Below are 25044 nucleotides of genomic sequence, written 5' to 3'. Positions count from 1 at the left end.
ACTACTTCCAGCGCGTTTCTAAGGTTTCGTATGCTTTTTGAATCTCTATAAATCTCTTTTCGGCAATTTCTTGATGTGCTTTCGACTGAGTGGCAAAAACATCAGGATGGTGCAATTTAACCAAGCGACGGTAGGCTTTTTTTATTTCTTCTTTTGAAGCATTCGTAGAAACACCCATAACTTTACTTGCGACTTCCAGTTTAGTAGCTCGTGAAGTTGAATTACCCGAAGATTTTTCTCTTTTTTGTTGTTGCGTGTACATTGCAATAATACTGTCAAAATCTTTAGTCGAAAGATTTAACAAAGTGTTGACCTCTTTTAACAATGCTATTTCTCGCTCATTCATAGTTCCGTCAACAGTGGCTAAACTTGCGAGGAAATACATGATTTGTAAACGCTGTTTTCGATGTGGTAACTTTCTACGTAGCCAATTCGAAATCACACGTGGACGAATAGGATTTTTTAAACTTTCTGTAAACGAGCGTCCAAAATCATAATGTGAATTTGGAAAATACCTAGAGAAATAATTATTTAAATACAGTATTTTCTCTCTGTAAGCAGAACTGTCTTTACGAACCATAAGCGCACCGAGACTTATGTAGGCCTCCAATAAAGGATCATGAGGAGGCATTTCCTTTGTCGGTTGTTCATTCGTAAATAAGTTGTGATCCCATGCTCTATCGTTTTTAATGTTTCCAATAATATGTATGAGAAAAACTAAAATCAAAATAAAAAAGAAAGTCATAGTTATACCTGAGTTATCGTGAGTAGTATTGTATTACAGTGAATGAAACTGAATCAGCTTTTAATTTGAAAATCGCCTATAAATAGTGTCCAAAATAGTTAAAATAAGTGTAATAACTATTCGTGCTTACCTTATGTTTCAACATTTTTATTTTTTGTCAAGACTCCTTCATAGAGCCATCGTAATGAATTTTTATAAAACCTGCTTTATAATCTCGGTCGAAATATTATCTTTAAATCCATGAAGGATCTCAATTTATACTTACTCACAGGACTCGCGTTAGGATTATTTATTGGATACAGAAAGTTAAAGGACTCAAGGCAAAAATTTCATAATTCAGTGAAGCCTATTCACAACAATAATCCGAAGAAACCATTTCCAGGATTATGGAGACAAATACTTCAGGATAAAGTCAATTTTTATAGTCGACTTACAAGAGATGAAAAAACAGAATTCGAAAGAAAAGTACACGTTTTCTTGTTGAATGTTAGGATCCGAGGAATGGAAACAGAAGTTTCTCATGAAGATAAAATATTGATTGCTGCGGGAGCTGTAATTCCTGTTTTTCGTTTTTCAAGTTGGAATTATGCAAACCTCAAAGAAGTTCAGTTATATCCAGATAAATTTCAAATTCCAGATTCAAATCAAATGGCCCATGGATTGGTGGGTTGGGGAGCTAAGGAAGGAATAGTGATGTTATCCCGAAAATCTGTCCATGAAGGCTTTCACGACAATACCGATCACAAAAACGTGGTCATCCATGAGTTTATTCATGTGCTAGATATGCAAGATGGAAAAATCGATGGGGTGTTGGGGAATTCCATGAATGATGTAGACTTAATGCCATGGCTACACATCATAAACATTAAAATGAATGAAATTGACTTTGGAACGTCATCAATTAGAGATTATGGTGCAGCGAATCGTGCTGAGTTTTTAGCTGTTGTGAGTGAATTCTTTTTTGAAAATCCAGAACGATTAAGAGTGGAGCATCCAGGATTGTATAATGCATTGGATGCGTTTTATGCGGAGAAATAAGAATAGTTGGGAAAGTTCGACAGTTTGCAATAATGGATAACCTAAAAAATATAACAATGAAAAATAAACTCTTATTTACCTTTTTAATGTCAAGTATATTCACATTTGCTCAATCATATACGGTTGAAACAAGCACTGATCAATATACACCTTTGGTATCAAGTAACTCTCTGAGTATTATTCCTTCTGATACAGTCCCTCATGTATTTGGTTCGGACACAACCTTTTTGACATACTATAATAAAATCCCTATCGGTTTCGACTATAATTTATTGAATGGAACTTTTGACTCTTTGAGATTGGCGCAAGACGGTTATGCACTGTTTCAAGAAATGAACACAAACAAGTGTTATATCTCCATGTTTGATAGTGATTTATCTGATACAACCCATGGTTTTAATTCTAAACTCAATTATTTAACCGAGGGCACAGCTGGTAATCGTATAATGAAAGTTCAGTATGCGAATTTTGGGTTTGTAGAAGATCATGAGTTTGATGACACAGTTAATTTTCAACTTTGGTTATACGAAGAATGTGGTGATTTTGAAGTGAGAATAGGGCCAAATTCTATCAACTCAAATGTTTTCTGGAACAATAATTTAAGCCCGTTTATTGGAATTGGTGATTACACTAACCACAATAAAACTTATCTATCAGGTGACCCCAATTCACCCGACTTTATAGATGATCAAACTATGAATGATATCCCGAGTGAAGGAATGGTCTACAGGTTTTCTAGATGTTCTGTCGAAACGGAGAAATATGGCAAAGAAGAAAATGTGAATATCTACCCAAATCCATTCAGTTCTACACTTAATTTAAAAGGAATTAAGGATCAAACGGAGTATTCGATCTTGCATATTGATGGTCGTATAGCGAAAAGTGGAATTGTTTTTAACGAAAGAATAGTTAATCTTGACAAGCTGTCGAAGGGCAGTTATATTTTAAGAATAAAATCGGAAGATGGTTTAGTTGTGAAGAAGGTTTCGAAATAGTTAAACGGCTTAAAGGACGCTTGTTCATTCTCGTCCCGTCTATTGAAAGTCATTTGATCAAGTATTAGTACTTTTCGAAACACCAATACTATTAATTCTATGAAATAATCAGGTTTTATAAGTCTTTTGCAGGAGTTGCCTTAATTTTCCCCTCCTTCATTAGTTTTAGCTCTTTGAAAGATTGTTTTAGACTTATTTTTATTTCCTCAGCTTTGTCCTTATCATCACTTTCTACATGAACAAAATCAAGACTTTTAATATATTCTAAAAAAGCTTTTACCTTTGGGTTGGAAGAGTCTTTTATGTGAAAAGTATGATGCATAATTATTAATTTTTAAAACAAGTAACTAATTTCTCAATCACCAAAAACCTCAATCCTTGGGGTTTATACAAATTTAAACAACTGTTTGTTTAAAACCAAATCTACTTCTTTCCAACAAACTTATACCCAACACCTCTTATACTATGGAAATACTCAGGGTTTTTGGCGTCTTTTTCGAAGAGTTTTCTGAAAGATAAAATGTAATTATCGATGGTTCTAGAAGTTGGATAAGCGTCTTTTCCCCATATTTTATCTAAAATGAAATCACGTGAAAGCACTTCACCTTCGTGTTCATGAAACAATTGCAATAACTTAATTTCTCTTTTGGATAAAGTAGAAATCAATTGATCGTCTTTTTTCACTTCGTAAGTCAGCAAGTTCACTTGGAACTCACCTAAATTCAGCGTTTGTTCATTTGATTTTTTTCCTTGGTGTCTCAAAATTAAAACCTGAACACGTAAGAGCAATTCTTCAAGGTCGAAAGGCTTGGCTAAAAAATCGTCGGCTCCTAATTTTAATCCTTTAATCTTGTCGCTTGACGTCCCCTTGGCAGAAACAAATAGAATTGGTGTGTCCGCAACGCTTTTATACATTTCGCAAATATCCCAACCACTTACTTCAGGCAACATCACATCCAAAATGACCAAATCATATTGACCAACTTGATGGGCATGATCAAAGGCTGTTCTTCCGTTAGAAATACAGTCAACATTGAAACCTTCGAGCTTTAAATTGAGTTCAACCACGTTACTCAAACTCTCTTCATCCTCAATCAGTAATATTTTCTTAGATGTATTTGGCATTTATTCTTTGTATAAGTATCGAAAAATTGATTTTAATGATTTTCACAGAACCAACCTTGTGAGCTGATTTCTAAAGTAGTGAAAATTGAAATCAAAAACGAAACAATAAGCAATGTACAAAAATACAATTCGTCTTGAGTTTTACTATAATTCGTCCTATTAATCAATTCATTTTTATCAATCTTAACACGGAATAGCATTTTTTTAAAATTTATATGGTAACAAGGCGCTATAATCTTCTTTTTTTCGTTTATTTTACAAAAAATTAGCGTTGAAAATTATTCAACATGCTATTTCTATTTAAAACACACGTCATTGATGGATAAACTGGTTGCTCAATTTCCAAAACAAATTGCAGATGCGCTTGAAATCGCTTCTCGCAGTGAACTTTCATTTTATAAAAATAAAACTTTTTCAAACGTTGTAATATGCGGAATGGGAGGTTCAGGTATTGGTGGGAAAATGGTTCCTCAATTATTTGCTGATCAAGCGAAATTGCCTATTGTATTGGTTCAAGACTATCAAATACCCTCTTTCGTAAATGAAAATACATTGGTTATAGGATCTTCGTATTCCGGGAATACTGAAGAAACACTTTCAGCCATTAATCAAGCAAACCAAAAGGGTGCAACAATAGTTGGTGTAAGTTCTGGAGGTGAATTGGTGAAATTCTGTAAAGAAAATAACTATGATTATATCAAGTTGCCTGGAGGAAATCCACCACGTAGCATGATGGCGTTTTCTGTGATTCAACTTGTCAATATTTTGGCAAAAGCTGAAATTATCGATGCCAATGCGCTTGATGCAGTTGCTAAATGTCGTCATTTGTTGAACGATGAATTAATGACCATCAAAGCAGAAGCGAAGAAATTAGCCGAACACTTATTCAATAAGCAAGCTGTTTTTTATGCCAACAACGACCTTGAATTCGTAGCGATTCGTGCACGTCAACAAATCAATGAAAACAGTAAACGCCTTTGTTGGCATCATGTTGTTCCAGAAATGAACCACAACGAACTCGTTGGTTGGGCTGGTGGTGATAACAATTTTGCAGTCACTTTCTTTATTTCTCAATTTATTTCTGATAGAAATGCCAAAAGAATGGAATTGAGTAAAGAAATTATCGGTAAAAGAACCGAAAACATTTTGAGCATCAATGGTAAAGGAAAATCAAAAGTAGAAGAAGCATTTTACTTTATTCATTTGATTGATTGGGCTTCATTATATCTAGCTGAATTAATCGGTTGTGATCCTGTTGAAGTAAAGGTTATTGATTACTTAAAAAGTACTCTAGACAAAGATTAATTCACCATGGCTGAAGTAATTCTCGAAGATTTAGGCTTAATCGACTACAAAAAAGCATGGGATTACCAAGAGCAGCTATTTAAGTCAACTATAGATCTTAAAATAGAACAAGGCAGAAACGAATCGGAAGAAAAAACGAAAAACTTTCTATTGTTTTGTGAGCATCCTCACGTATATACACTAGGGAAAAGTGGTGATCAATCTCATTTGTTGCTTTCAGAAGAACGTTTAGAAGAAATCGAAGCCACATATTACAAAATCAATCGCGGTGGTGATATTACCTATCACGGTCCTGGACAATTGGTTATGTATCCGATTTTTGATTTGGAAACTTATTTCTTTACGGATATTCATAAATACATGCGTTTTTTGGAGGAAGCAGTTATTCTTACCATTGCAGAATATGGAGTGAAAGGCGGAAGAGTTGATGGATATACTGGTGTTTGGATCGACGGTGGAACGAATCAAGAACGTAAGATTTGTGCTATGGGTGTAAAGTCTTCCCGTTGGGTTACAATGCATGGAATTGGCTTTAATGTAAATACAGACTTGAATTACTTTAATTATATTGTTCCTTGCGGAATTGAAGATAAAAGCGTAACTTCCCTACAAAAAGAGTTGGGCCATTCAGTAGATATGAATGAAATAAAGGCTAAACTTCAACACCATGTAGCTACACTATTTAATGCAAAATACACCGAGAAAAAATAAAGGATTTTGGTTTAAGGTAAAACGCCTTTTGCTCATTCTTTTATTATTTTTTGGACTTCTGAATCTCATTATTTTTGTCACGGGTAAAAGCTATCTTTACAAAGGTGTTCAAGCAACATATTTACAGGGAAAATCTGGACCAGGAATATATGATTCACTCCTTTTTCCAGTACGTATAGCTGAGGCTGCTGAAAATCCTGAATCATGGAAAGTGAGCACTACTCAAAAAGCAATTTCTTCATCTGCTAAAGATTCACTTTTGGCAATTGAAACGACTTCCTTTATGGTGGTTCAAAACGGTGAAATTATCCATGAATCTTATTACGGTGAGCACAATCAATTCATGAAAAGCAATTCCTTTTCCATGGCCAAGAGTTTTATTGGATTATTGATCGGAATAGCAATCGATGAAGGAGCAATTAGTGGCTTTGATGCCTTAATAAAAGATCATTTGCCTTTTCGTTTAGTCAATGATGATGAGGTTACCATTCGTCATTTGTTGGGAATGTCAAGCGGACTTGACTGGTCAGAAAGCGGAAGTAATCCATTGTCTGATAATGCTGAGGCGTATTATACCAATGAACTTACACGCTTTATTCAAACAGAAAGTTTTAGTGGTAAACCAGGTGTTCAGTTTGATTATGCCAGTGGTAATAGTCAGTTATTAGGCTTAATCATAGAAAATGCCACTGGCAAGAATCCCACTGAATATTTTCAAGAGAAAGTATGGCAGAAAGTAAATGCTGAGAATGAAATGTTGTGGAGTTTGGATCACGAAAATGGCATCGAAAAAACCTTCTGTTGTGCTTATGCTACTACACGAGATTATGCAAGAATTGGTCAACTCATTTTAAACAATGGGAAATGGAATGGAAAAGCAATTATTTCTGAACAAAACCTAAGTGAAATAATTGCGCCTTTCAACCGTGAAACTAAACATTACGGTTTACATTTTTGGCGTTTTAATCATCTAAAACACCCTGCCATTTATGCACGGGGAATATTGGGTCAATATATTATCGTTATTCCATCTTTGGATGTTGTAATGGTTAGGACAGGCCATGAACGAAGACAGAAATACTTTATTCCAAAAAGTAAACGAAAAGATGCCGAATTCGTATCAAAAAACAAGTACAAAGAATATCATCCATTAGATCTTTTTAATTATTTTTCCATCCTCGAAGAGTTAATTGACCAAGAAATAGATTGAGATTATGAAAGAGGAGTTGAAAGGACCAGAAGTTGAAGGCGTTTCTGTAGCAGTAGTGCAAGAGTTAGGTGATGACAATGTGATTGTTTACAATGTGTATATCATTAATGAAAAAGAGGAAGAGCTAGAGCAAGTTTTGGTGACTTCAAAAGGTTACGCTACACTTAAAAAAGGAACCTCTCAAGTTGGTGAAACGGAGCAAAAAGTGGAAACAACAACTTTACGTAAATTATTAGGATCAATCGAAGCAAAATCTGCAAAGAAAGTAGAGCCAATTATGGAAGATGTCTTGACTTTAAATAATGAATACTGGGTAAGTTTCTTTGTCGGAACAACAATGTATGATAAGAAATTCATATTCCTTTCAGAAACTGTTAAAGAGGAAAACTTTGTCAATATTCCAATTCTGAATAAAAAAGGAGTTTTGGTTGGGTAATTATGCTGATTTAAAGCAATAATTACATTTTAAACTTCCTCATTATTTACCATTTTGGACAAGTGTTACAACCATTTTTTGGTCGTGCAAATACATTGAACCCTAAATGTAAAGAAGGAGAGAAGAACCCATGAACTTGTTGACCTTGAGCTGAACCATTGGCAGATAAGTCTATTCTTTTTTGATTCAATATTCCACCATCTACTTCTAATTGTAGATAGATATGTTGGAAAAATTCAAATCGAATTCCAAGGTTGGCCGCAACACCAAATCCACCTACAGATCTAATGTGATCCATCGTTGTGTAATCATAGGTGTAGTCAACATTTGAGATTAAAGGACCTATTTGCACTCCATAAAGTGAGTGTATAGCAAATTCAGATTTTCGAGTTCTTGTGAGTAAATCATTACGTTGTATCCCGATGGAAATGAAGTTTATTCCTTGAGTTTGAGCGATATCAAAGTTGTCTCCATTCAGTTCAATATCTTCATTAATTTCTCCTGAATATTCTGAATTTGTTTGAGGGGCAATTGTTCCGGAAACATTTACGGTTTGATTACTTTCAAAAAAGGTGTTGTATCGGTCAAATCCAATAGTAATGGCCCATTTTGGTTTAAAGAAATAACCCAGTTTGAGATTGATTTGAGGAGATTCCATCTGGAAAAAATCACTTAAACCTTTTCCTTCAGCATTATCATGAACCGAAGTGTTGCTTAAGGTTAAATCATAATAATCGTCCTTTAAAACAACATCTGTATTGCTGTATAAACTACGGTTCATCCCGATTTGGGCAAATAAAGTTCCTTGGGCGTTGGTGTTCAATTTCGTTTTACGTTGACCAAAAACTGGCGATATTAGCAACGTAGAAATAAATAGGATGAAAAGAGTATAGTTTTTCATAATGCTTAAAAATAAGAAAAGGCATGAAAAATCATGCCTTTAATACTAATATAATGTTGTATAAGTAGGTAATTCTAATGAAATAGAAAAACCGTGTGATTTACTTACACTAAGTTAATCGTTATTAAGATTAAGTCAATAATAATTGTGATTACAGCCAAGTTAAGGATTTGCTTAAGCGGTGCAACAGCAATTAGGAAAGATAATGTTAACATTGTTGGAAGTACAACTAAAAATAGTTGCCATGTATGGTGGATTGCACCTAAACCAACTGTCATTCCTCCAAGACATCCGATTACCAGTAATACAATACTAATAATTCCCAGTCTGTTAACTTCTAAATCATCACCTAAAAACTTATTCCAAATTGAAGTGCTTGTATCTGCCATAACCTGATTTTATTTATTTTATAGAACAAATATATACATTTATCATTTATTATGATTTGTGACACGATGAAAAAGTATGATAAAAATTGAAATAATGATTTTTAATAGGGCAAAACCACTCGCTCTTTTCTCTCCTTCTCCCTTTAATCTCTCTTTTCGTCTACCTCTCTACGCTCTATGTATATAACGCATAATTTCGAAAGTAATGTTTGTAAACAGTAGTTTACTATTGGCATTACGCTCAATATTATAATGAGCTTCGTTGAACAAAGAATGAAATTCTAAAACGTTATTTCCTGTAATGAAACGTGCAAAATTGGCAAGGAACTTAGCCTCATCAGAAGATACACGCATCAATAAGTCCTCTGTATAATTTTTCATCATACTTTGTCTTACCATATATAATGCGTATTTGATGAAGTGTTTTTGTTCTTCTCTACTTTCTTTTGACATTGTTTCTGCCCAATGCATCATGGGTAACACTTCTTTTTTGTAGCAAACACGCATGAGTTCAACGAATCGTTGATAGTTGCTATTAGATTGTGCGCTGGAATTCAACATATCTAAAGCAGCAGTCACATCTCCCTCTGCTCTTGATGAAACACTTTTAAGTAAATCTTCATTAGAATGCCCTTGGTTTCGTAAAAAACCAATGAGATGCTCATCGTTGAGCTGCTTTATTTTTGTGATTTGCGTTCGACTTAAAATGGTAGGTAAAACAGTGTCTTCATTTTCAACTACCAAAAAGAAAATAGTGTCTTTAGGTGGTTCTTCTATGATTTTCAATAATTTGTTTGCACAAGCTATATTCATTTCTTCTGCAATCCATATAATACTGATTTTATATCCTCCTTCGAACGATTTTAATGTTAACTTCTTAATGATTTCCTCACTTTGATGAACGGAAATAATCGGTTTTCTTCCTTTTTCATCTGAAATGTTAATCCATTCATTCAAATCCATGTAAGGATTTTTCAAGACGGATTCTTTCCATAAGGAAAACATTGGATCCGAAGTTTTTGAGATTGCTTGTACTGTAGGAAATGAAAAATGGATATCGGGATGTTCCAACTTCTGCACTTTTTTGCACGAAGAACATTGTCCGCAACTATCATTTTCTTGTTTGTTTTCACACATTAAATATTGTGAAATTGCCAAGGTCAAGGAAAGGCCACCGTAGCCTATTTTTCCAAGCATGAGATGTGCGTGAGAAACCTGTTGTTTCTGTACATCATTGATGAATTTGTTCTTCAGATCTTGATGTCCTAAAATGTTCTTGAAAAGCATAGGATAAAGATAAATATTTCTGCTTGGAATTTGATTGTTTGCCAAAATAAACCGTGTAAAAAATAAATGTTCAATGGTATTTTAGAAAAAGTTGTGAAGCTCAAGTCTAACTTATTCTGAATTTTTCCGTAGATTGTTATGTTAATACAAAAAACTACAAAATGAAAAACAAAAAAATTGCACTACTTACTACGTTTGCACTTGGGATGAGTTTATCGCCAATTGTAAATGCTAATAATGAATCAGCTTTTATCACTGAGAAAAATATACTTGAGGCAAAATCAGTTAGTATTAAAGTCAATGTGACATATTTAGGAAAGCCTGTTGAAGGCGCTAGAGTAGAAATTATAAATAATGGTTCTGCTTTGGCTTCATCTGTGACTTCTGTAGATGGACAGACCAGTATTACTGTAAACGATTACAACGGTGAAGAAACACAGTTAAAGGTGAGTAAAGAAGGGTATAAATCCCAAGTTCTAACAGGATTCATTTTAAGAGATGGAAGTGATTATGAATTTTCTTTGGTTCGAGGAACTGGAGAAATAACAACGGCTGTATCCAATAACGTAGCGGAAATTTCCGAAAAAAGTAAAGAGGAGATTCAGGCCTTAGAATCCAAAAAAGAAAAAGCAGAAGAAAAGGCTGAAGATGCCAAATCGGAAGTTAAAGAATATAAAGAGGATGCGGCTGATTATAAGGAGAAAACAGAAGCTGAAAAAGAAAAGATTGCGGCAGCCAAAAAAGCAGCTGAAGAAGAGTTAGAAGAATCTAAGGAAGCTGCTGAAAAAGCTGCTATGATGGAGAAGCAATTAGAAGAGTCTACAGCTAATGAAGCAGTTCGTAAAGAACAAGCAGAAAAAAGAGCGGAAAGTATTTCTGCGTTAGAAGAACAAAAGGCTAAAGAAGCAGCCGCAGCCGCAGCGGTAGCAGCTAAAAAGGAAGCTGAAAAGGCAGCCAAGGAAGCTGAGAAAGAAGCAAAAGAGGAGGCTAAGGCAAAAGAAGAAGCAGCAAAAGAAAAACTTGAAGCTGAAAAACAAAGAGCCAAAGAAGCCAAGGAAGCTGCAAAAGCAGAAAAAGAAAGGGTAAAGGAAGAAAAGGCTGCCGCTAAAGAAGCTAAAGCTGCAAGAAAAGCTGCCGAAAAAGAAGCTAAAGAAGCAGAAAAAGCTGCGAAAGCTGAAGAAAAGTACACGAAAAAACTTTCTAAACTGGTAAGGTCTCAAGAGAAAATTGCGAAGAAAAGAGCTAAATTGGACAAGTCTCAAGAGAAACTAGATAAGAAAATTGAAAAAGGAAAAATCGAAGTTGAAGAAGCACGTGAAGAACAAAATGAAATCAACGAAGAACATAAAGAACTTGATGAGGATCTTAAAGAAATCGCAGAAGATTTAGAAGCGTTGAAAAAGAAATATGGTAAAGATTAAATCTGAGTAGTGTAATCAAATTCAGTTGATTTTGGGGTGCTTTTTTAAGCGCCCCTTTTTTTATGCATTAAATAAATCAATGCTTTTAGACCGTTTTAAACCTGATATTTTAGATATTTGTAAAAAAAGTAAATTATGAAAAACCTACTGATTCTGTTGTTTGCTGTAAGCCATTTCGCATTTGGACAAAATGTTGAACCTTTTCAATTGTATAATAAGAAAGGTAAAAAAATAAAAACCAAAAAGTTCTTTAAAAAAATAGATGAAGGTCAAATCATCCTTTTTGGTGAATTGCACAATAATCCAATTGCACATTGGATGCAATTGAAAACAACGCAAGTGATGAATGAAAATAAAACGATTTCATTAGGTGCTGAAATGTTGGAAGCGAATAATCAAGAGCAATTGGACGCTTATCTTAAAGGTGAAATAACACAGCAAGAACTTGATTCTACAGCTTCATTATGGATGAATTATAAGACAGATTATAAACCATTGGTTGATCATGCAAAGGAAAATAACTTGAATTTTATCGCGACAAATGTGCCAAGAAAATATGCAAGTCATGTCTACAGAAATGGATTAGAGTCTTTAGACACTCACCTAACAGTTGTAGAGAAAAATTGGATAGCGCCTTTACCAATAGCATTTGACCCTGAATTACCAAATTATAAAGCAATGTTGACAATGATGAGCGATCACGCAAATCCTAATTTTCCAAAAGCACAAGCAATTAAGGACGCAACGATGGCACACTTTATTTATCAAGAATACGCGAAGAATCAAAATCAATTTATTCATTTCAATGGGGATTACCATTCGAAAGATTTTGAGGGGATTTACTGGTACTTAAAAAGACAAGATGAATCCTTAAATATTATTACAATTTCAACTGTAGAACAATCTGATGTCAATACCCTAAATGAAGAATTTGTTGGTCAAGCAGATTACATTTTAGTAGTGGATAAAGACATGACCAAAACCTATTAATTCATGTTGCCTCATAATCTTAAAAAAGGAGATACTGTCGCCATTGTCGCACCAGCAAAAGGGATTGAAAAGCATTTTGTCGACTATGCAAAGCAATGTATTGAAGAGCGAGGCTTTAAAGTGCTAACCTCAGAAAATTGCTTAGGCCAACATCATTACTTTTCAGGTACAGTGAAAGAAAGAGCTGATGATTTACAATGGGCAATTAATAATGATGAGGTCACTGCTATTTTATGTGCAAGAGGTGGTTATGGTTGTGTTCAATTGTTAGATCGTATCAATTGGGCTGGCTTCATCGATGAGCCAAAATGGTTGTTAGGGTTTTCTGACGTTACTGTTTTTCATCAACACCTAGCTAAAATTGGAGCGCCTTCTATACATTCTACCATGCCTTTGAATTTTGAAAGTAATACAAAAGAGGCTCTTGATAGTTTGTTTAAATCTCTTGATGGTTCTAAACTTCACTATTCTTGGACAAGCGAAACTTCAAATATTCCAGGAAGTGTAGGAGGGGAGGTCATCGGTGGGAACCTTACAGTATTGACTGGATTGATAGGTACGAAACATCAACCTGATTTTCAAAATAAACTCTTGTTTATTGAAGATGTTGGAGAACATTTGTATGCTATAGATCGTCAGTTTCATCAGTTGAGTAAAGCCGGTATTCTTGATCAAATTCGTGGTTTGATTGTTGGAGATTTTAGTGGAATTAAAGACACTAATCCACCTTTCGGAAGTAGTTTAACTGAAATCATTAAATCTCATTTTGCTTATAATTCTATTCCGATCTGTTTTGATTTCCCAGCAGGTCATACAGAAGATAACCGAGCCTTAATTTTTGGTAAGCATGCGAATTTAAAGGTAGAAAATAATACTGCCGAACTCATTTATGATTAGGCAAATTCATTGTCATTAAAATTTCCTTTAGCTCTTCAAAGTTAGAATACTTCATGGTGTAATCCGCTTGCATTCCTTCTGCTAAAATTGCTGACGCAGTAGTTTTACCCCAAGCAATTATTTTTTGATGTGGATAAACTGTATTCTTTTTTAAAAATGACCTCAAATTCGTTGGGCTAGTAAAAACAAGAATAGATGGATTTTCTTTAAGTTGAATAGGAGTGTATTGCGTTTCGTAAATCACTAAATCAATAATCTGACTTTGATTTAAATTTTTTTGCATCGAGCGATGAGAAAAATTAGATTGTGGAAATAGCACTGTTCTGTCTCCAACAAATGATTTAAACGAAGCGCTTACAATCTCCGGTTCTCCACTCGTTTTTCCAGTGAATTGAACTGTATATCCTTTGTCTGTTAAATGTTGTGTCGTTGAATCGCCAATTGTAGCAATTACAACATCTTTAGGTATTCTATATTGTGCTAAAAAATAAGCGACAGATCGTGGACTTGTGAAAAAGATTATTTCAAAATTTGTTTCTGGAAGCTCAAATGGAACATGCGCAAATGAAATCATTGGAATGTCACATAGCCGAATCGCTTTCGATTGTATGTAATCTAAAAATGAGGGATCGTTTACTTTTTTCGAAACAAATAACATTGTGGACTAACTAGCTTGTAAATCACCAGTAATTTCGTCTACGATGTTGACATTGTCATTAGCGGAATAAGTGCTAAATTCTGCGCCATTTTTCCATTCTTCAGCAAATGCTACGTGAACCGTATTATCAGTATCACAGTAGATACCTAAAGGCAATTGACACCCTCCATTTAATTGTTTTAATACTCCTCTTTCTATGGCGATTCTATTGGCCACAGATGTATCATTCATTTTTGATAAAATCGCTGATAATTCTTCATCTTCCTCCCTGATTTGTAAACCAAGAACACCCTGTGCAGGTGCTGGAATAAACATTGTTGGGTCTAATGTTGAAATTGTTAAATCAGATAAATCTAAATCTAATCTTTTTACTCCAGCCATAGCCAAAACAATTGCGTCGTATTGACCTTCGCGAAGCTTATTGATACGTGTTCCTACATTTCCACGTAAATCTTTGATCTCTAAATCATCACGGAAAGTGATTAATTGAGATTTTCTTCTTGCTGAAGAAGTTCCGATAATTGGATTTTTCTTAATTCCTAAAACCGCTTCATTGTCTACAGATTCATTTCTGATCAATAACAATTCAGACGGATCTTCACGGTGTGAAACAGCAGCGATTTTTAATCCTTTTGGTGATGTTGTTTCCAAATCTTTGTGTGAGTGGACTGCTAAATCAATGGATTTATCGAGTAGCGCAGCTTCGATTTCTTTCGTAAAGAATCCTTTCCCTTCCATTTTGTCAAAACTCAAATGCTGAATTCGGTCACCTTGTGTAGAAATCACCTTAATTTCAACTTCTTGCCCTAATTTTTCTAATTCGTCTTTAACAAAGTTTGCTTGCCACAATGCAAGGTCACTACCACGAGATCCAATGATTATTTTCTTCATTTCTTCAGTAATATTTCTTTTGCCATTTTCATTGGCACGCTCATATATTTCTTTTCAAAATAAGCGATTATCTTTTCAACAGTTTCTTTCGAAGTATCGTCAAGGTTTTCAATTTCCTTAGCGAAAACCTGTTCAATAGCTGCTGTTTTAATTTCTTTAACTGTTTGAGGAACTTTACGCATTGCACGTTCAACTTCACGTTCATGTGCAATAGATTTAAATTCGCGAACAGCATCTTCTACGATTTCTTCCACATGAATAATTTCACGCGCTCGTTTTTCTAAGTTTTTAGAAGAGATCTTTTGAAGATACTCAATAGAGATGTAATCTAAGGTATTTGTTTCTGTAACTTTTACATCTAAGTCGTTTGGAATAGCCAAATCTATTACAATTTTTGAATCTTGATCTCCATTCAATAAATGCGTGTACAATGTTGGACTAATGATCGAAGAATCGGCACCAGTACAAGTAATAATTATATCAAACCCTTTGTTGTAAATAGGTAATTCATTAAGTGAATACGCTTCGCCATTCAGTTGTTGAGCTAAATTTTGTGCTTTACTTAATGTTCTATTAAAGACTGCAAAATTGGTAAAACCATGCTTCTTTAAAAAGCGACTCATATTGGTATTTGTCACTCCAGCTCCAATAATTAAAATTCGCGCATCTAGCGGAATCTCTTTAAGTCGGAGTGTATGATAGGCCAAAGAAACAACGGAAACAGGGCTTTGTGCAATATTTGTTTCTGTATAAATACGTTTTGCTGTTTCTATGGTATGACGAATCATTAATCGAATCGAATCTCCAGTAAGGTCAAAAGACTTACAAGTATCAAATGCTTTCCTTATTTGTGTAATGATTTCTCGTTCTCCAATCACCATAGAGTCAATTGAAGAGGTTACTTTAATTAAATGTTCAACCGCAGAGAAATCATCATACTTTTCAACTTGTTTACCAAACAAACTAAGTTGATCAGCATTTAAATGAGGGAATAGAAAGGCTAAAAATGATTGAAAAGTCAATGTATCTATTTCCTCTTTTCTAGAAATGATGAATTCCACACGATTACAAGTTGAAACGTACATCAATTCATCAAGGTCAAATTTAGACTTTAAAAGAGAGAGCTTTTCCTTTTGGTCATCAATAGCAATGTGCAATAGCCCAATTTGACTAACTTCAAGTTGGCGATGGGTAAATGCAAATATTTGAATTCCTTTCACTGAATCTTCTCTTTTTGTACTTGCAAATATCGTGATAATGCCTGTTTTTATTGTCATAGCATTGTCACAATTTGTTATTTAGAATGTTTTTAAAATAAAGAGATGCTTTTATTCTGATTTTGGAAACCTAGTTCACAGATGTTTATATCAAAAAAACGCAAGACTCACGATTCACTTTTATTAAATTTAACTAACTTTTAATAACGAAGCTTAAAAATTTCGATTTGATTCCCTAAATTTGCATCGATGAAAAAACAAAAAATTTATGCAATGATATGCTTAGCAAGTTTGCTAATGTTTTTTCAGTCGTCTGTACTTTTCATTGCAGACACTTTTATCAATTACCACATCGACGAAGTTAATGCATGTATGGATCTTGGAGAACAAGAAAATTCAAACCGGACTGCAAATCCTTTAGAAGAGGAAACCCTTCACCCTTCAATTGAAATAGTTCATACGTATAACACTTCATCTCAAAAAGAGAAAGAATACAGTCTTTATTTCTTCAAAATAAAAACCAATTACCAGGAGAATACAACTCCACCCCCTGAACACGTATAATTTTTTTCCGCAATTTATTTAATTATTTATTCAGCCTTAATAGGTTGTTTGTTACGTTGTTATATGGCATTTCTATGCCCAAAAAAATTATTCATGAAAAGTTCAGATTTATTTAAAAATTTAAAATATGATATTCCTTCAGGATTGGTAGTCTTCTTAGTCGCATTACCATTATGTTTAGGAATTGCACTCGCATCAGGCGCGCCTATGTTTTCAGGAATTATTGCTGGTGTTGTTGGTGGTATTGTTGTTGGTGCTATAAGTGGTTCGTCGCTTGGAGTATCAGGTCCTGCTGCTGGTTTAGCAGTAATTGTTGCAGATAGTATATTAGAATTAGGTACCAATGCTGCTGGAGAGTTTGATATGGCCGTTGGTTTTCAGGCATTTTTGGTAGCTGGTGTAATCGCAGGAGTTCTTCAAATTATTCTTGCTGTATTAAGGGCCGGAATCATTGGTTATTATTTTCCTTCTTCTGTGATTAAAGGTATGCTAGCAGGTATTGGTATTACCTTGATATTAAAACAAATTCCTCATGCATTTGGAATGGATAAAAATCCAGAAGGAAATTGGAAGTACTTCGAAATGGATAACAGCGGATTCTTCTCTGATATCCTTTATTCATTCAGTCATTTTTCTCTTGGAGCCATAATTATTACAATTATTTCATTAACTATTTTAATCTTATTTCAAAGACCGGCTTTTAAAGAGCATAAGATTTTAAAAATAATTCCTGGTCCTTTGCTAGCTGTGGTTGTTGCAGTTTTAACAAATGAATTGTTTGTCGTAGCAGCTCCAAATCTTGCGCTAACAAATGAGTTTATTATGATGGGTGAGCAACAAGTTGCAAATTCTCATTTGGTGGACATACAAGCCGCTGATAGTAATTTGCCTTATTACGGTTTATTGACTTTTCCTGATTGGACTATTTTAAGTAACCCAAGAATTTATTTGATTGGTGCAACTTTAGCCATTGTAGCCAGTCTTGAAACATTGTTAAGTGTAGCAGCTACAGACAAGTTAGATCCATATAAAAGAACAACACCAACCAATAGAGAGTTACTTGCTCAAGGTTCTGGTAACGTTGTTTCATCACTTATCGGAGGACTGCCGATTACCCAGGTAATTGTGCGAAGTTCAACAAATATTTCTTCTGGAGGTAGAACAAAAATGGCGGGTATTTCTCATGGTATTTTCCTGATGGTTTTTGTTTTAGCTTTGCCATCAATTCTTAATAAAATTCCTTTAGCTGTTTTGGCTGCAGTACTTTTTGTTGTAGGTTATAAATTGGCGAATATTTCCCTGTTTAAGGAGCTTTACAAGCAAGGTATGAGTCAGTTTTTACCGTTCATTGTAACAATTGTAATTATTGTTGGTGTTAATCTTTTATGGGGTATAATCATAGGTTTTGCTATTGCTGTTTTCTATATCATTAAAAGAAATTATGAGAATGGAATGCATTCTAAGTATATGAAAAAAGAAGATGTACAAACAATTCAACTTGGTGAGGTAGTTTCATTTTTTAATAAAGGAAACTTACACAAAACCTTTGATGAAATCAAAGATGATAGTAACGTAGTTATTGATGGCTCGTTAAATAAACATATGGATTATGATATTTATGACCTTCTAGAAGATTTTTATCATAATTCTAAAAGTCGAAATATTAACGTTAAATTCGTTGGGTTTTACAACAGAGAAAATCTAAGTGAAAATTCATTTCTAAAAACAACATAATGATGGAAACATTAAATAAAGAATTACAAAGTAAATTATCAATTTCGGAGGTTAAACAAATTTTAGTTGATGGAAATAAAAGATTCGTCAACGGAGAGTCTGCTGAAAGAAACCTTCTTCAACAAGTAAATGAAACCTCAACAGGTCAGTTCCCTCACACTGTAGTGTTGGGTTGTATTGACTCGAGAGTAACAGCTGAACAAATATTTGATTTAGGAGTTGGGGATATTTTTAACGCACGTGTTGCAGGAAATATTGTCAATGAAGACATTCTTGGATCTATGGAATACGGCTGTAAAGTTGCCGGTTCAAAATTAATTGTTGTGTTGGGGCATACTTCATGTGGTGCAGTAACTTCTGCTTGTAAAGGTGTAGAATTAGGAAACATCACTACTTTATTGAGCAAAATGAAACCTTCTGTTCAAAAAGTTGAGAAAGAGGTAGAGGACGTTACAACAACTGAATCAATTCAAAAAGTTGTGATCGAAAACATTCATAATTCTATGGCTGAAATTCGTAACAATAGTGAAATCTTAGCTGAAATGGAGAAGAATGGTGAAATTGAAATTATCGGTGCATATTATGATGTAGCTGATGGAAAAGTTCATTTCATTTAAACCGAAAAATAGAGCATAAAAAAAGTCTGTCTAATATATTAGACAGACTTTTTTTTGTTTAATATTTTGAGACTAATAAAGCTCTTCTTTCAAAGCTGTACGGTAGTCTTTAATTTCTTCTCTGTTAATCTTATGGTCAGATTTAAGCATCAAGTTCAAAAGGTTCAAAAGATTTTCTTTATCATCGATTTCCAATGGAAATTCACCACCTTCTTCGTCTTCTTCCCATAAAGCTTGAACATCATAAGCTTCGTTTTCAGTTAGGTACTCAAATGATAATCTTGTAACTTTAGCCAATAACGGATCTTCTTCTTTTAAAGCCAATTCTCTTAGTTCAGTTAATTCTTGAACCAATGATTCTGCAAGTACACCTTCTTTTTCAACTAAAGCGATGATCTTTTCTATTTTTTTATTTGCTATACCTGTCTTCATATTCTGATAATATTTATGTTGACAAATTTAATACCTTAATGCAATTAACCATCAGTTTTATGTAATTTTTAAATAATCTTATGATCCAATTGTCTATTTGAAGTTCAATTAAACTAATTTATTGGCTGCTCGATCTAAAAATAATATTGAAGTCCTAATTGCATAGCAATGGTTTGATATGAAAAATGTTTGGTTAAATTCCTTTTAGTAGCGAAAGTTTGTTTCATGGTAAAATCTAAAAGTATATTCTCCTTTAGTGCGATATCAACACCAATCTTAGGTTGAATTGCAAAATAATACGAATTATACCATTCTCCATTAATTTTAATACCTGTGGATAGAACTCCTGTATTTAATCCTATAAATGGTCTTATTTTGTCTTTTAAAAAGCGATAATCGACTCCCATGGTTACGGGTGAAATGAATGTCAAACTATTGTTCATGTAAAGTTTAATTGGAGCTTGACTTCCTTGTGATGAAGAAAGGTAGGTGATCTTTTCTTTTCTAAATAACATCTCCAATGATAAATCTGCTCTCCATCGATCATTTAGTTTATAATTAAGTCCTGTATTGAATCCAATATGAGTTACATATCCTGGCAAATAATTCGGACTTCCAGTTACGATTGAAGCCTTTATTCCGAGTTGTGCATTTGATTGTGAAGTAATACATAGGAGGAGTAGCGTAATTGTAGTTATAGCGTATCTCATCATTCTATTTTATGTTTCAACGACTTTTTTGCAGAGTTATTTTGATGTCAATAAAGTATATACATAAAAAAAATCCAGACCATAAAGGTCTGGATTCATATTCTTTAATGATTCGAATTTCTAGAATTCAAAATCTTCCATGAATTTGGTCGTAAAATCACCAGCATTGAATTTCTCATCAAGCATTAATTTTTGGTGGAATGGAATAGTACTTTTCACACCTTCAATAATGTATTCATCCAAAGCTCTACGCATTTTCAAAATAGCTTCTTCACGAGTTTGTGCCACTGTGATTAATTTTGCAATCATTGAATCGTAGTGAGGTGGAATTGTATATCCTGCATAAACATGCGTATCAATACGTAATCCATGTCCTCCTGGTTCATGATATTCTGTGATCTTTCCTGGAGATGGACGGAATCCATTGTGAGGGTCCTCAGCATTAATTCTACATTGAATTGCATGCATGATAGGCTCATAATTTTTTCCACTGATCTCACTTCCAGCTGCTAATTTGATTTGCTCTTTAATCAAGTCGAAGTTAATTACTTCTTCTGTAATTGTGTGCTCAACCTGAATACGTGTATTCATTTCCATGAAGTAAAAATCTCTGTTTTTATCTACAAGAAATTCTACCGTACCTACACCTTCATATTTTACAGCTTTTGCTGCTTTAATAGCTGCTTCACCCATTTCCTTACGCAACTTTTTAGTCATGAATGGAGATGGTGTTTCTTCAACTAATTTTTGGTGTCTTCGCTGAATAGAACAGTCTCTTTCAGAAAGGTGACAAGCATTTCCGTATTGGTCACCAGCAATTTGGATCTCAATATGACGTGGCATTTCAATGTACTTTTCCATGTACAAACCATCGTTTGAAAATGCAGCTTTTGACTCTTGTCTTGCAGAATCCCAAGCAGCTTCCATTTCATCTTTGTTCCATACGATTCTCATCCCTTTTCCTCCACCACCAGCAGTGGCTTTTAGAATTACAGGATATTTAATCTTCTCAGCTATTTTATAACTTTCTTCTAAATCTTTTAAAAGACCTTTTGAACCAGGAATACAAGGAACACCGGCTTTAATCATTGTTGCTTTAGCATTCGCTTTATCTCCCATTCCATCAATTTGTTCTGGGGTAGCTCCAATAAATTTAATATTGTGTTCTTGACATACTTTTGAAAACTTAGCGTTTTCAGAAAGGAATCCATATCCTGGATGAATTGCATCAGCATTTGTAATTTCTGCTGCAGCAATAATATTTGGTATTTGAAGATAAGACTTTGCACTTTGTGCTGGTCCTATACATACTGCCTCATCGGCGAAACGAACATGCAAACTATCCTTGTCAGCTATACTGTATACAGCAACAGTTTTAATTCCCATTTCCTTACATGTTCTGATAACACGTAAGGCAATTTCGCCCCTATTGGCAATCAATATTTTTTTGAACATGCCTTATTGGGTATTTAGTTCTTATAAATAATTTGCTTACGATGGGTCAACCAAAAATAATGGTTGGTCATATTCTACTGGAGATGCGTCATCTACCAATACTTTTACAATCTTACCTTGTACTTCCGCTTCGATTTCATTAAATAACTTCATCGCTTCGATAATGCATACTGGATCTCCATTTTTGATTGTATCTCCTACTTCAACAAATACAGGTTTCTCTGGAGATGGCGAACGGTAAAAAGTCCCAATCATTGGTGATTTCACTGTGATGTATTTACTATCATCATTTGCTTCTGGAGCTTTCTCTTGAGTCGCTGCAGGTGCAGGAGCTGCTTGAGGCATTTGAGTTTGAACAGGCTGCTGTTGTGGCATTGCTTGCATCGGTTGTTGGATGTAAACAGTTTCCTTCGCCTCTTCTTTCTTTCTTTTTGGTTCAGACTTAATCGTAATTTTAAAGTCTTTTTCTTCGATTTCTACCTCTGTAACACCAGATTTTGAAACGAATTTTATAAGTTCTTGTATTTCTTTTTGATTCATCATGTATGAATTTTTATAGGATAAATGTAAGTATTTTTTTAAGAATTATATGCCCATTTTAGATAAATAGCTCCCCAAGTGAAGCCACCTCCAAATGCTGACAATACAATATTATCACCTTTTTTTAGTTTCTTTTCCCAATCCCAAAGGCATAATGGTAAAGTTCCAGCAGTTGTGTTTCCGTATTTTTGAATATTGATCATCACCTTATCTTTAGATAATCCCATTCTGTTTGCTGTAGCATCGATAATACGCAAATTTGCTTGATGTGGAACCAACCAATCTACATTTTCTGAAGTTAGCTCATTACGTTCCATAATTTCAGCCGAAACATCAGCCATATTGGTTACCGCAAATTTGAATACTGCTTTACCTTCTTGATGAACATAGTGTAGTCTTTCGTCTACAGTTTTTTGACTTGCTGGTTGTTTGGATCCACCTGCTGGTTGTACCAAGAATTTCTTCCCTTGACCATCGCTTTTTAATACGCTGTCAATAACACCTAAACCTTCTTCGTTTGGTTCCAATAAAACAGCTCCACCACCGTCTCCGAAAATCACACATGTTGCACGATCTTCATAATCTATGATAGAAGACATTTTATCTGAACCTATTACAATAACCTTTTTGTATTTCCCTGTTTCGATAAACTGAGAACCTGTTGTTAAAGCATAGATAAATCCAGAACAAGCCGCATTCACATCAAAACTCCATGCGTTTTTCATTCCTGTTCTATCAGAAATAATATTCGCTGTTGCTGGGAATGGATGATCTGGCGTAACTGTTGCACAAATAACCAAGTCAATTTCTTCAGGAGAAATTCCTTTTTTTGCTAGCAATTTATTTACGGCCGCCACTCCAATATCAGAAGTAGGGTTTCCGTCTCCTAGCATGCGCCTTTCCTTGATCCCTGTTCGAGTAGTGATCCACTCATCAGTTGTGTCAATCATTTTTTCTAGGTCTTTGTTCGACAGAATATTATCTGGAACATAACCTTGAACGCCTGTTATTGCTGCAGTTATTTTTTTCATTATTTAAAAGCTTCTTTAATCTTTTGTGTTAATTCAGATTTTGCGACATCATAAGCCAAACAAAGCATGCCTTTTACAGCAACGTCATTTGATATACCATGGCCTATAATCACATCTGAATTTACGCCCAATATAGGAGTTCCGCCATAATTTTCATAATTAAAGCGTTCTAAGTAATCATCTTTTATCCCCAATTGACGTGTAATTGTATACATACCTTCAGCTTGTTTCAGTACTACATTACCCGTAAATCCGTCACATACAACTACATCTGCCTTGCCTGTAAATAAATCTCTTCCCTCAATATTTCCAATGAAATTGAAATCTTTCGATTCCTTCATTAGCTTATATGCTGATTGGGTTAGTAAATTTCCTTTACCTTCTTCTTCTCCTATATTCAATAAACCAATACGCGGATCAGAAATATTCATTACATTTTTAGCATAGAGTGAGCCTAAACTTGCAAATTGATATAACACATCAGGTTTACAATCAGCATTTGCTCCAACATCTAAGATGATAGAGTCCCCTCCATTTACTGTTGGTAGGACAGATGTTATACAAGGACGAATAACACCAGGGATGGCGTTTACCTTATACATAGATCCAACAAGCATAGCACCAGTGTTACCAGTACTTGCAAATGAATCTATTTTGTTTTGGGATAAAAGTTCAAAACCTACGGATATTGAACTGTTTGGTTTTTGTGGAATTGCTCGGGTAGGATGATCCTCCATCGTAATGACGTCCGGAGCATCAACTACTGAAATACGGTCAGATTTTACCCCCTTTTCTTCCAAAATTGAGGTAATATCATTCTCACGACCGATGAGAACTAATTCTACATCGTCGGGCAGTTGCTCGAGGGCTAATATTGCACCAAGAACGTTTGCTCTTGGTGCAAAATCACCTCCACTAATATCTAATCCAAGTTTCATAAGTGTATCTTACACTTTAGTTATGCCGGATCAGCACAATTATACTGCTACTTCTTTTTCAGCAATTACTTGACCTTTGTAATAAAGTTTACCTTCGTGCCAGTGTGCACGGTGGTATAAATGCGGTTGTCCTGTTGTTGGACAAGTTGCTACATTTGCAGCTACTGCTTTCTTGTGTGTACGTCTTTTGTCTCTTCTTGTTGTCGACGTTCTTCTTTTTGGATGTGCCATTTTACTTTATATTTAAGATTTTTAATTCAAATTTTTTAATGCATTCCAACGTGGATCTATTTCATCCTCATCGGTATCTTCTTCTTCTGATGAATCAACATATTTGTCAATCAAATCCAACATATCCTCATTACATTCATTCTCGTCATGTACATTTCGAGTAGGTAACGAAACCGTTAATAACTCATACATGGTAGAAGAAATGTCAATCGTAAATGCTGATGACGGCAATACAATTAAATTTTCATCTTCACTCTCGTTCTCCCCAAACTTATAAATCATTTGGTGAGATAAGTCAATGTCAATGTCCATTAATTCTGTACATCGGTCACAAGGCTTTTGAATTGTTCCTGACATTTCAAAAGCCCCGATTAACATGGTATCTTTCTTATTCAGTTGGAAGTCGACTTTAACATCTCCTCCTTGAATAATTGAATACGCTAATTCTTCAAAGAACGCTGTCGTTATCTTGAACTCAAAGGAATGTTTTCCATTCTTTAAGCCCTCAAACGGGATAATATACTCTTTATTCGAAGCCATAATGTCCAAAAAATTGGAGTGCAAATGTATAAAAAT

29 protein-coding genes are annotated in these 25044 nt (G+C 34.4%); 12 read left to right on the top strand and 17 right to left on the bottom strand.

Annotated elements, in window-relative coordinates; genetic code table 11:
* Position 1: 1 nt before the first annotated feature.
* Positions 2–745, bottom strand: coding sequence for a DnaJ domain-containing protein (locus DXU93_RS15315; protein WP_116879652.1), 744 nt, complete (start codon positions 743–745; stop codon positions 2–4).
* 240 nt (positions 746–985) lie between these two features.
* Here DXU93_RS15315 and DXU93_RS02450 point away from each other — a divergent pair, with 240 nt between their 5' ends.
* Both DXU93_RS02450 and DXU93_RS02445 read left to right on the top strand, forming a co-directional pair.
* Complete coding sequence (locus DXU93_RS02450) at positions 986–1783, top strand: M90 family metallopeptidase (protein ID WP_116879651.1); 798 nt, start codon at positions 986–988, stop codon at positions 1781–1783.
* 56 nt (positions 1784–1839) lie between these two features.
* A complete protein-coding gene (locus DXU93_RS02445; protein ID WP_165851326.1) occupies positions 1840–2778 on the top strand; it encodes a T9SS type A sorting domain-containing protein in 939 nt (312 codons plus the stop codon).
* Between the two features lie 115 nt (positions 2779–2893).
* Here the strand turns inward: DXU93_RS02445 and DXU93_RS02440 are convergent, their stop codons facing one another.
* Positions 2894–3100, bottom strand: coding sequence for a hypothetical protein (locus tag DXU93_RS02440; protein ID WP_205679219.1), 207 nt, complete (start codon positions 3098–3100; stop codon positions 2894–2896).
* 101 nt (positions 3101–3201) lie between these two features.
* Positions 3202–3903 carry a response regulator transcription factor gene (locus tag DXU93_RS02435; RefSeq protein ID WP_116879648.1) on the bottom strand — a complete coding sequence of 234 codons (702 nt, stop codon included), beginning with the start codon at positions 3901–3903 and terminating at the stop codon, positions 3202–3204.
* 318 nt (positions 3904–4221) lie between these two features.
* On the opposite strand from DXU93_RS02435, the gene DXU93_RS02430 reads away from it, so the two are divergent.
* From DXU93_RS02430 to DXU93_RS02415, 4 genes are read left to right on the top strand one after another with little or no spacing between them, the layout of a single operon-like run.
* Positions 4222–5208: a bifunctional phosphoglucose/phosphomannose isomerase gene (locus tag DXU93_RS02430; protein WP_116879647.1), complete on the top strand. Its 987-nt coding sequence runs from the start codon at positions 4222–4224 to the stop codon at positions 5206–5208.
* A 6-nt stretch (positions 5209–5214) separates the two neighbouring features.
* The gene (gene lipB, locus DXU93_RS02425) at positions 5215–5919 is read left to right on the top strand and encodes a lipoyl(octanoyl) transferase LipB (protein ID WP_116879646.1); all 705 of its coding nucleotides are present in this window, start codon (positions 5215–5217) and stop codon (positions 5917–5919) included.
* Entirely contained in the window at positions 5894–7129 is a 1236-nt protein-coding gene (locus DXU93_RS02420; protein WP_116879645.1) for a serine hydrolase domain-containing protein, read from the top strand. The genes lipB and DXU93_RS02420 overlap by 26 nt, the downstream gene beginning before the upstream one ends.
* Before the next feature lie 4 nt (positions 7130–7133).
* Positions 7134–7565 (top strand): hypothetical protein, encoded by a 432-nt coding sequence (locus tag DXU93_RS02415; RefSeq protein WP_116879644.1) that lies wholly within the window; start codon positions 7134–7136, stop codon positions 7563–7565.
* Positions 7566–7611: 46 nt separating this feature from the next.
* Here the strand turns inward: DXU93_RS02415 and DXU93_RS02410 are convergent, their stop codons facing one another.
* The 3 genes from DXU93_RS02410 to DXU93_RS02400 all read right to left on the bottom strand — a co-directional run bounded on the left by DXU93_RS02410 (position 7612) and on the right by DXU93_RS02400 (position 10187).
* Entirely contained in the window at positions 7612–8466 is an 855-nt protein-coding gene (locus DXU93_RS02410; RefSeq protein ID WP_116879643.1) for a hypothetical protein, read from the bottom strand.
* Positions 8467–8570: 104 nt separating this feature from the next.
* Positions 8571–8855, bottom strand: coding sequence for a hypothetical protein (locus tag DXU93_RS02405; protein WP_116879642.1), 285 nt, complete (start codon positions 8853–8855; stop codon positions 8571–8573).
* A 168-nt stretch (positions 8856–9023) separates the two neighbouring features.
* Positions 9024–10187 carry a DNA polymerase III subunit gene (locus DXU93_RS02400; RefSeq protein ID WP_116879641.1) on the bottom strand — a complete coding sequence of 388 codons (1164 nt, stop codon included), beginning with the start codon at positions 10185–10187 and terminating at the stop codon, positions 9024–9026.
* Between the two features lie 116 nt (positions 10188–10303).
* On the opposite strand from DXU93_RS02400, the gene DXU93_RS14945 reads away from it, so the two are divergent.
* The 3 genes from DXU93_RS14945 (at position 10304) to DXU93_RS02385 (ending at position 13450) form a co-directional block, all read left to right on the top strand.
* Positions 10304–11563 carry a carboxypeptidase-like regulatory domain-containing protein gene (locus tag DXU93_RS14945; RefSeq protein ID WP_123776022.1) on the top strand — a complete coding sequence of 420 codons (1260 nt, stop codon included), beginning with the start codon at positions 10304–10306 and terminating at the stop codon, positions 11561–11563.
* Between the two features lie 135 nt (positions 11564–11698).
* Positions 11699–12553 (top strand): ChaN family lipoprotein, encoded by an 855-nt coding sequence (locus tag DXU93_RS02390; protein ID WP_116879640.1) that lies wholly within the window; start codon positions 11699–11701, stop codon positions 12551–12553.
* Positions 12554–12556: 3 nt separating this feature from the next.
* Positions 12557–13450, top strand: a complete 894-nt coding sequence (locus DXU93_RS02385; RefSeq protein ID WP_116879639.1) for a S66 peptidase family protein — start codon at positions 12557–12559, stop codon at positions 13448–13450.
* On the opposite strand, the gene DXU93_RS02380 is transcribed toward DXU93_RS02385, so the two are convergent.
* From DXU93_RS02380 to hemA, 3 genes are read right to left on the bottom strand one after another with little or no spacing between them, the layout of a single operon-like run.
* Positions 13437–14108: a uroporphyrinogen-III synthase gene (locus DXU93_RS02380; RefSeq protein WP_116879638.1), complete on the bottom strand. Its 672-nt coding sequence runs from the start codon at positions 14106–14108 to the stop codon at positions 13437–13439. The genes DXU93_RS02385 and DXU93_RS02380 overlap by 14 nt on opposite strands.
* 6 nt (positions 14109–14114) lie before the next feature.
* Positions 14115–14999: a hydroxymethylbilane synthase gene (hemC, locus tag DXU93_RS02375; protein WP_116879637.1), complete on the bottom strand. Its 885-nt coding sequence runs from the start codon at positions 14997–14999 to the stop codon at positions 14115–14117.
* Entirely contained in the window at positions 14996–16276 is a 1281-nt protein-coding gene (gene hemA / locus DXU93_RS02370) for a glutamyl-tRNA reductase (RefSeq protein WP_116879636.1), read from the bottom strand. Before hemA ends, hemC begins: the two co-directional genes overlap by 4 nt.
* A gap of 189 nt (positions 16277–16465) precedes the next feature.
* Here hemA and DXU93_RS02365 point away from each other — a divergent pair, with 189 nt between their 5' ends.
* From DXU93_RS02365 to DXU93_RS02355, 3 genes are all read left to right on the top strand, one after another.
* Positions 16466–16780 carry a hypothetical protein gene (locus DXU93_RS02365; RefSeq protein WP_116879635.1) on the top strand — a complete coding sequence of 105 codons (315 nt, stop codon included), beginning with the start codon at positions 16466–16468 and terminating at the stop codon, positions 16778–16780.
* A 93-nt stretch (positions 16781–16873) separates the two neighbouring features.
* Entirely contained in the window at positions 16874–18514 is a 1641-nt protein-coding gene (locus tag DXU93_RS02360; RefSeq protein ID WP_205679218.1) for a SulP family inorganic anion transporter, read from the top strand.
* Positions 18514–19131, top strand: coding sequence for a carbonic anhydrase family protein (locus tag DXU93_RS02355; protein ID WP_317126913.1), 618 nt, complete (start codon positions 18514–18516; stop codon positions 19129–19131). The genes DXU93_RS02360 and DXU93_RS02355 overlap by 1 nt, the downstream gene beginning before the upstream one ends.
* A gap of 72 nt (positions 19132–19203) precedes the next feature.
* Here the strand turns inward: DXU93_RS02355 and DXU93_RS02350 are convergent, their stop codons facing one another.
* The 8 genes from DXU93_RS02350 to DXU93_RS02315 form a co-directional block, all read right to left on the bottom strand.
* On the bottom strand, positions 19204–19563 hold the full coding sequence (locus DXU93_RS02350; RefSeq protein ID WP_116879632.1) for a hypothetical protein: 360 nt from the start codon (positions 19561–19563) through the stop codon (positions 19204–19206).
* 134 nt (positions 19564–19697) lie between these two features.
* The gene (locus DXU93_RS02345) at positions 19698–20276 is read right to left on the bottom strand and encodes an outer membrane beta-barrel protein (protein ID WP_116879631.1); all 579 of its coding nucleotides are present in this window, start codon (positions 20274–20276) and stop codon (positions 19698–19700) included.
* Between the two features lie 117 nt (positions 20277–20393).
* Positions 20394–21728, bottom strand: coding sequence for an acetyl-CoA carboxylase biotin carboxylase subunit (gene accC / locus DXU93_RS02340; protein WP_116879630.1), 1335 nt, complete (start codon positions 21726–21728; stop codon positions 20394–20396).
* 36 nt (positions 21729–21764) lie between these two features.
* Complete coding sequence (gene accB, locus DXU93_RS02335; RefSeq protein WP_116879824.1) at positions 21765–22268, bottom strand: acetyl-CoA carboxylase biotin carboxyl carrier protein; 504 nt, start codon at positions 22266–22268, stop codon at positions 21765–21767.
* 38 nt (positions 22269–22306) lie between these two features.
* Positions 22307–23299: a beta-ketoacyl-ACP synthase III gene (locus DXU93_RS02330; protein ID WP_116879629.1), complete on the bottom strand. Its 993-nt coding sequence runs from the start codon at positions 23297–23299 to the stop codon at positions 22307–22309.
* Complete coding sequence (gene plsX, locus DXU93_RS02325) at positions 23299–24237, bottom strand: phosphate acyltransferase PlsX (protein ID WP_116879628.1); 939 nt, start codon at positions 24235–24237, stop codon at positions 23299–23301. Before plsX ends, DXU93_RS02330 begins: the two co-directional genes overlap by 1 nt.
* A 39-nt stretch (positions 24238–24276) precedes the next feature.
* Positions 24277–24468: a 50S ribosomal protein L32 gene (gene rpmF, locus DXU93_RS02320; RefSeq protein WP_116879627.1), complete on the bottom strand. Its 192-nt coding sequence runs from the start codon at positions 24466–24468 to the stop codon at positions 24277–24279.
* A 21-nt stretch (positions 24469–24489) separates the two neighbouring features.
* Positions 24490–25008 (bottom strand): YceD family protein, encoded by a 519-nt coding sequence (locus DXU93_RS02315; protein WP_116879626.1) that lies wholly within the window; start codon positions 25006–25008, stop codon positions 24490–24492.
* Positions 25009–25044 lie beyond the last annotated feature (36 nt).

It is taken from the genome of Brumimicrobium aurantiacum, assembly GCF_003402975.1.
In the GTDB taxonomy this organism is placed as follows: Bacteria; Bacteroidota; Bacteroidia; order Flavobacteriales_D; family Crocinitomicaceae; genus Brumimicrobium; species Brumimicrobium aurantiacum.
The sequence above is the reverse complement of the archived record's forward strand: the minus strand, read 5'-3'. Positions and strand labels throughout refer to the sequence as shown.

Excerpts from the sequence above, each read along its gene's own strand:
- DXU93_RS15315 (WP_116879652.1), bottom strand. The coding sequence starts at position 745 with ATGACTTTCTTTTTTATTTTGATTTTAGTTTTTCTCATACATATTATT.
- DXU93_RS02450 (WP_116879651.1), top strand. The coding sequence starts at position 986 with ATGAAGGATCTCAATTTATACTTACTCACAGGACTCGCGTTAGGATTA.
- DXU93_RS02445 (WP_165851326.1), top strand. The coding sequence starts at position 1,840 with ATGAAAAATAAACTCTTATTTACCTTTTTAATGTCAAGTATATTCACA.
- DXU93_RS02440 (WP_205679219.1), bottom strand. The coding sequence starts at position 3,100 with ATGCATCATACTTTTCACATAAAAGACTCTTCCAACCCAAAGGTAAAA.
- DXU93_RS02435 (WP_116879648.1), bottom strand. The coding sequence starts at position 3,903 with ATGCCAAATACATCTAAGAAAATATTACTGATTGAGGATGAAGAGAGT.
- DXU93_RS02430 (WP_116879647.1), top strand. The coding sequence starts at position 4,222 with ATGGATAAACTGGTTGCTCAATTTCCAAAACAAATTGCAGATGCGCTT.
- lipB (WP_116879646.1), top strand. The coding sequence starts at position 5,215 with ATGGCTGAAGTAATTCTCGAAGATTTAGGCTTAATCGACTACAAAAAA.
- DXU93_RS02420 (WP_116879645.1), top strand. The coding sequence starts at position 5,894 with ATGCAAAATACACCGAGAAAAAATAAAGGATTTTGGTTTAAGGTAAAA.
- DXU93_RS02415 (WP_116879644.1), top strand. The coding sequence starts at position 7,134 with ATGAAAGAGGAGTTGAAAGGACCAGAAGTTGAAGGCGTTTCTGTAGCA.
- DXU93_RS02410 (WP_116879643.1), bottom strand. The coding sequence starts at position 8,466 with ATGAAAAACTATACTCTTTTCATCCTATTTATTTCTACGTTGCTAATA.
- DXU93_RS02405 (WP_116879642.1), bottom strand. The coding sequence starts at position 8,855 with ATGGCAGATACAAGCACTTCAATTTGGAATAAGTTTTTAGGTGATGAT.
- DXU93_RS14945 (WP_123776022.1), top strand. The coding sequence starts at position 10,304 with ATGAAAAACAAAAAAATTGCACTACTTACTACGTTTGCACTTGGGATG.
- DXU93_RS02390 (WP_116879640.1), top strand. The coding sequence starts at position 11,699 with ATGAAAAACCTACTGATTCTGTTGTTTGCTGTAAGCCATTTCGCATTT.
- DXU93_RS02385 (WP_116879639.1), top strand. The coding sequence starts at position 12,557 with ATGTTGCCTCATAATCTTAAAAAAGGAGATACTGTCGCCATTGTCGCA.
- DXU93_RS02380 (WP_116879638.1), bottom strand. The coding sequence starts at position 14,108 with ATGTTATTTGTTTCGAAAAAAGTAAACGATCCCTCATTTTTAGATTAC.
- hemC (WP_116879637.1), bottom strand. The coding sequence starts at position 14,999 with ATGAAGAAAATAATCATTGGATCTCGTGGTAGTGACCTTGCATTGTGG.
- hemA (WP_116879636.1), bottom strand. The coding sequence starts at position 16,276 with ATGACAATAAAAACAGGCATTATCACGATATTTGCAAGTACAAAAAGA.
- DXU93_RS02365 (WP_116879635.1), top strand. The coding sequence starts at position 16,466 with ATGAAAAAACAAAAAATTTATGCAATGATATGCTTAGCAAGTTTGCTA.
- DXU93_RS02360 (WP_205679218.1), top strand. The coding sequence starts at position 16,874 with ATGAAAAGTTCAGATTTATTTAAAAATTTAAAATATGATATTCCTTCA.
- DXU93_RS02355 (WP_317126913.1), top strand. The coding sequence starts at position 18,514 with ATGATGGAAACATTAAATAAAGAATTACAAAGTAAATTATCAATTTCG.
- DXU93_RS02350 (WP_116879632.1), bottom strand. The coding sequence starts at position 19,563 with ATGAAGACAGGTATAGCAAATAAAAAAATAGAAAAGATCATCGCTTTA.
- DXU93_RS02345 (WP_116879631.1), bottom strand. The coding sequence starts at position 20,276 with ATGATGAGATACGCTATAACTACAATTACGCTACTCCTCCTATGTATT.
- accC (WP_116879630.1), bottom strand. The coding sequence starts at position 21,728 with ATGTTCAAAAAAATATTGATTGCCAATAGGGGCGAAATTGCCTTACGT.
- accB (WP_116879824.1), bottom strand. The coding sequence starts at position 22,268 with ATGAATCAAAAAGAAATACAAGAACTTATAAAATTCGTTTCAAAATCT.
- DXU93_RS02330 (WP_116879629.1), bottom strand. The coding sequence starts at position 23,299 with ATGAAAAAAATAACTGCAGCAATAACAGGCGTTCAAGGTTATGTTCCA.
- plsX (WP_116879628.1), bottom strand. The coding sequence starts at position 24,237 with ATGAAACTTGGATTAGATATTAGTGGAGGTGATTTTGCACCAAGAGCA.
- rpmF (WP_116879627.1), bottom strand. The coding sequence starts at position 24,468 with ATGGCACATCCAAAAAGAAGAACGTCGACAACAAGAAGAGACAAAAGA.
- DXU93_RS02315 (WP_116879626.1), bottom strand. The coding sequence starts at position 25,008 with ATGGCTTCGAATAAAGAGTATATTATCCCGTTTGAGGGCTTAAAGAAT.